Annotated in this window: 5 protein-coding genes; 3 read left to right on the top strand and 2 right to left on the bottom strand. The window is 62.1% G+C overall.

The genetic code is table 11. The features are described from left to right. Nucleotides 1–2: 2 nt before the first annotated feature. Nucleotides 3–260, bottom strand: coding sequence for a YjhX family toxin (locus tag EN750_RS24370; protein WP_127269620.1), 258 nt, complete (start codon nucleotides 258–260; stop codon nucleotides 3–5). A 290-nt stretch (nucleotides 261–550) separates the two neighbouring features. On the opposite strand from EN750_RS24370, the gene gatB reads away from it, so the two are divergent. The 3 genes from gatB (at nucleotide 551) to EN750_RS24350 (ending at nucleotide 2970) form a co-directional block, all read left to right on the top strand. Beyond that, a complete protein-coding gene (gatB, locus tag EN750_RS24360) occupies nucleotides 551–2050 on the top strand; it encodes an Asp-tRNA(Asn)/Glu-tRNA(Gln) amidotransferase subunit GatB (protein WP_127397924.1) in 1500 nt (499 codons plus the stop codon). Nucleotides 2051–2054: 4 nt separating this feature from the next. After that, the gene (locus EN750_RS24355; RefSeq protein WP_127397922.1) at nucleotides 2055–2543 is read left to right on the top strand and encodes a GNAT family N-acetyltransferase; all 489 of its coding nucleotides are present in this window, start codon (nucleotides 2055–2057) and stop codon (nucleotides 2541–2543) included. An 82-nt stretch (nucleotides 2544–2625) separates the two neighbouring features. Then, nucleotides 2626–2970: a hypothetical protein gene (locus tag EN750_RS24350; protein WP_189526425.1), complete on the top strand. Its 345-nt coding sequence runs from the start codon at nucleotides 2626–2628 to the stop codon at nucleotides 2968–2970. 100 nt (nucleotides 2971–3070) lie between these two features. Here the strand turns inward: EN750_RS24350 and EN750_RS24345 are convergent. Then, the coding region (locus EN750_RS24345; RefSeq protein WP_145967876.1) for a pantoate--beta-alanine ligase at nucleotides 3071–3467 on the bottom strand (397 nt) is incomplete at its 5' end.

The following is a 3467-nucleotide window of genomic DNA, read 5'->3' as shown; positions in this document are numbered from 1 at the left end:
GGCTACCTGTTGTCGAGTTCGGAGCGGACGAGTGCGAGCCCGCGCCGGGTGATGCGGTAGGGGCCGCCTCCCGACGAAGAAACCGCCTTCTTCCGCTTCAGCTTTCGAAACATGTCGAGATCGACGTCCGGATAGTGCCAGCCGTCGCGGGTCAGGCATTTGACGGAGGCGATCCGCTTCTTGTCGTTCTTTTCGATTTCAATGCGTCCGCCCTGCGCGAGCAGGTGCAGGATGCGCTGTTCAGTGCGCGAAATATCCATGTGAGAGTTTTCCGGGAAAACAAAAAATGCCGCCGCCGCGAAGCTTCGCGGCACGGGGTTTCAGGTTTTCTGCCCTGCCTCGCCAGGAGGTCAGGGCCTTACCGGGACTGAGCGTAAGTGGACATCCACTCTCCATTGGAATGAGCGTCCTATAGGCGAAAGCGGCTGAAAAGGCCAGTCCGTGGCTTTGCGCTTGTCTCTTTTGGCGGTTTGCACTAGCGAATGATTTCACGTTCGACGTGAAATTCAGGTTCAAACGTGAAATCAGTCACCGCAATTCGCAGGCCGCCATGTCCCTTATCGACACCCGTACTCCTGACGCAAAACGCCTGATCCCCGGCGCCACCGGCGACTGGGAGATCATCATCGGCCTCGAGGTCCATGCGCAGGTCACGTCGGAAGCAAAGCTGTTTTCGGGCGCCTCGACGGCCTTCGGCGCGCCGCCCAACGCCAATGTCAGCCTGGTCGATGCGGCGATGCCGGGCATGCTGCCGGTCATCAACGAGGAATGCGTCAAGCAGGCGATCCGCACCGGCCTGGGGCTGAAGGCGCAGATCAACCACAAGTCGGTCTTCGATCGGAAGAACTACTTTTATCCCGACCTGCCGCAGGGCTACCAGATCTCGCAGTTCAAGCAGCCGATCGTCGGCGAAGGCACGGTGATCGTTTCGGTCGGCCCGGACCGCCAGGGCGAATTCGAGGACATCGAGGTCGGCATCGAGCGGCTGCATCTGGAGCAGGATGCCGGCAAGTCGATGCACGACCAGCATGCGACCATGTCCTATGTCGATCTCAACCGCTCCGGCGTGGCGCTGATGGAGATCGTCTCCAAGCCGGACATGCGCTCGGCCGACGAGGCCAAGGCTTATGTCACCAAGCTGCGCACCATCGTGCGCTATCTCGGCACCTGCGACGGCAACATGGACGAAGGTTCGATGCGCGCCGACGTCAACGTTTCGGTGCGCAGGCCGGGCGGCGAGTTCGGCACGCGCTGCGAGATCAAGAACGTCAACTCGATCCGCTTCATCGGCCAGGCCATCGACTATGAGGCGCGCCGGCAGATCGCCATTCTCGAGGACGGCGGCAAGATCGATCAGGAGACGCGGCTGTTCGACGCCGTCAAGGGCGAGACGCGCTCGATGCGCTCCAAGGAAGAGGCGCATGATTACCGCTACTTCCCCGATCCCGACCTTTTGCCGCTGGAATTCGACCAGGCCTATGTCGATGCGCTGGCCAAGGAATTGCCGGAACTGCCGGACGACAAGAAGGCGCGGCTGATCGCGTCGCTCGGCCTGTCCGTCTATGACGCCTCGATCCTGGTGTCGGAAAAGCCGATCGCCGATTATTTCGAGAAGGTGGCCGCCGGCCGCGACGGCAAGCTCGCCGCCAACTGGGTCATCAACGATCTGCTCGGGCAATTGAACAAGGCCGGAAAAGACATTGAAAACGCTCCGGTTTCGCCCGAGCAGCTCGGTGCGGTCATCGATCTGATCAAGGATGGCACCATCTCCGGCAAGATCGCCAAGGACCTGTTCGAGATCGTCTGGAATGAGGGCGGCGACCCTCGCCAACTGGTCGAGAGCCGTGGCATGAAGCAGGTCACCGACACCGGCGCCATCGAGAAGGCCGTCGAGGACGTTATTGCCGCCAACCCTGACAAGGTCGAACAGGCGCGCGCCAAGCCGAGCATGGCCGGCTGGTTCGTCGGCCAGGTGATGAAGGCGACCGGCGGCAAGGCCAACCCGCAAGCCGTCAACGACCTCGTCAAGGCCAAGCTGGGCATCGAGTAGCGCCGTGTTCGTCCGCACCGCAGGTGAACGCGACCTTGCCGCTGTGCGGACGCTGCTGGTGGAAACGTGGCATGCGACCTATGACGCCATTTATGGCGCTGCCAAAGTCACCGAGATCACCGACGAATGGCACTCGATCGCTTCGCTCCGCTCGCGGCTGACGCGGCCGAATTCGGAATTCCTGGTGGCCGATGACGGCAAGCGGATCGGTGGCATGGCTTTCGCCGCCGCCACCGCCGATGCGAAAATCATCCTGCTGAACCAGCTCTACGTCCATCCGGACTGCCAAAGGCGCGGGATCGGGCAAGCACTGCTCGACGAGGTCGAGGCCAGTTTCCCGGAAGCGCGAACGCTGCGCGTCGAGGTCGAGGAGGCCAATGGCGGCGCCATCGCCTTCTATCGGTCGAAAGGGTTCTTGCCTGTCAGTGCCGCGGAGGAGTCCCGTGATACCTCAAGGCCGACGACGCTGAGTTTCGAGAAGTCGCTCGGATAGATTGACACCGGATGAATAGAGCGATCCGGCCATGCGTCATCGCGGCGTTTGCTGTGCCGGCTCACGACGGATATGCAAGGGCATGACCAAACTGTCCCGCATTACAGCGCTGGCGCTGCTCGCCATCATCATTTTCGCGACCTTGTCGCCGATCCAGATGCGGCCGCACCTCGCTGAAGCGAATGTCGAGCGTGCCTTGGCTTATGTCCTGCTGGGCTTCGCCCTGGCGATCGGCTTCCCCAACCGACTGTACCAGGTCGTGATCTTCGTGGCTGTGACCGCCGGCATGCTGGAACTGCTTCAGCTCATTGATCCCGGTCGCCATGCACGCTTCATCGATGCATTGGTGAAAGCCCTTGCCGGGGTGGTTGGGATCGTGGCGGGACACCTGATCGTCAGGGCCGGCGGACAAAAGAGCGAGAGCTAGGCGCGGCAGCAATCCGCCGCGATACGTCGACCCCAAAGAGTACGGGACCATCGACTGTGGTCGGCCCGTGTCTGTCTGGCCGAAGGATCGAGCCTTCGCGCTAGACAGCGGGAACCTCCACATTGTCGATCAGTCTGGTCTTGCCGAGCCATGCTGCCGCGAGAAGACGCCCTTCGCGGTTTCGGCGCCATGGCGCAAGCGTCAGGCTTTGGCGTACCTCGACATAGTCGACCTTCTGAAAGCCGGCGGCGATGAGGGCGCGGCTGGCCTCTTCGGTTGCGTCGCTCTGGCCGGCGCCTGCCGCCAGCGCCGCAGCCGTATTGCGCAATATGACGTTGAGTTGGCGGGCGATCTTCAGTTCGGCCTCATCGAGATAGGCGTTGCGTGACGACATGGCGAGACCATGCGCGTCGCGTATCGTCGGTGCGCCGATGATCTCGACAGGCAGGTCGAGGTCGCGGCAGAGCTGCCTCACCACACAAAGCTGCTGGTAGTCC

Origin of the sequence: Mesorhizobium sp. M7A.F.Ca.ET.027.03.2.1 (genome assembly GCF_003999175.1) — a bacterium.
Taxonomy (GTDB): Bacteria; Pseudomonadota; Alphaproteobacteria; order Rhizobiales; family Rhizobiaceae; genus Mesorhizobium.
The sequence above is the reverse complement of the archived record's forward strand: the minus strand, read 5'-3'. Positions and strand labels throughout refer to the sequence as shown.